Below are 1,023 nucleotides of genomic sequence, written 5' to 3'. Positions count from 1 at the left end.
CGTGGGTGAGAGAGGTGCCCCGTCCGTTAGTCCATTGAACCCGAACAGTCGCCTGGGCCGCAAAGTGCGAAGCCCGATTAGGCAAGGAAGGGTGACCATGGATATCATCGCGGTTGGTATCGACGTATCGAAGGACCGTCTTGACGTTGCAGTTCATCCCGGTGGTGAGGCGTTCGTCGTAGAACGCAACGGTGCGGGGTTGGAGCAGCTGACCGCTCGGCTGAAACAGCTTGCACCCACTATTGTGGCGCTCGAGGCGACGGGCGGCTTCGAGACCATTGCGGCAGCGGCAGTTGGCGGCGCCGGCCTTCCTATCGTCGTTGTCAATCCGGCGCAGGTCCGTGCCTTTGCCAAGGCACTCGGACAACGCGCCAAGACCGATCCGATCGATGCTTCTGTAATCGCTCACTTTGCCGCAGCGACACGGCCCGAACCCCGGCCTTTGCCGGATGAGGCGACACGGTTTTTGTCGGATTTGGTGACGCGCCGGCGTCAAATCGTGGACATGATAGGTGCCGAGCGGCAACGGGAAAAGCGCGCAACCTCGCAGCATTTAAGAAAGAGCATCACACGGCTGATCAAAGCGCTGGAGAAGGAGCTCGTCAGCGTCGATACGGACATCGACGATGCAGTGCGATCTTCGCCGGCCTGGCGCGAAGCAGAGGATTTGCTCGCCTCCGTTCCCGGCGTTGGGCCCATCATTGCCCGGACCTTGATGGCCGAACTGCCAGAGCTCGGCCGCCTGAACCGCAAGCAGATTGCGGCACTGGCCGGCTTGGCGCCCTACACGCGCCAATCCGGCCAATGGCGCGGAAAAAGCTTCATTGGTGGCGGGCGACAAGCGGTGCGAACGGTATTGTTCATGGGAGCAATGACCGCCAGACGTCACAACCCCGTCCTCAAGGCCTTCTTTGACCGCCTCGTGGCCAATGGAAAGCCGAAGCTCGTTGCCCTGATCGCCGTCGCCCGCAAGCTGCTGACCATCCTCAACGTCATGATCAGGACGAAAACACCATGGCAACC

1 protein-coding gene is annotated in these 1,023 nt (G+C 61.2%); it reads left to right on the top strand.

Features of this window, described 5'->3' with window-relative positions; genetic code table 11:
- Window positions 1-97 precede the first annotated feature (97 nt).
- The coding region (locus QJT78_RS51555; protein ID WP_281460896.1) for an IS110 family transposase at window positions 98-1,023 on the top strand (926 nt) is incomplete at its 3' end.

The organism is Bradyrhizobium sp. Mp27, from assembly GCF_029953005.1.
GTDB classification, from domain to species: Bacteria; Pseudomonadota; Alphaproteobacteria; order Rhizobiales; family Xanthobacteraceae; genus Bradyrhizobium; species Bradyrhizobium barranii.
The sequence above is the reverse complement of the archived record's forward strand: the minus strand, read 5'-3'. Positions and strand labels throughout refer to the sequence as shown.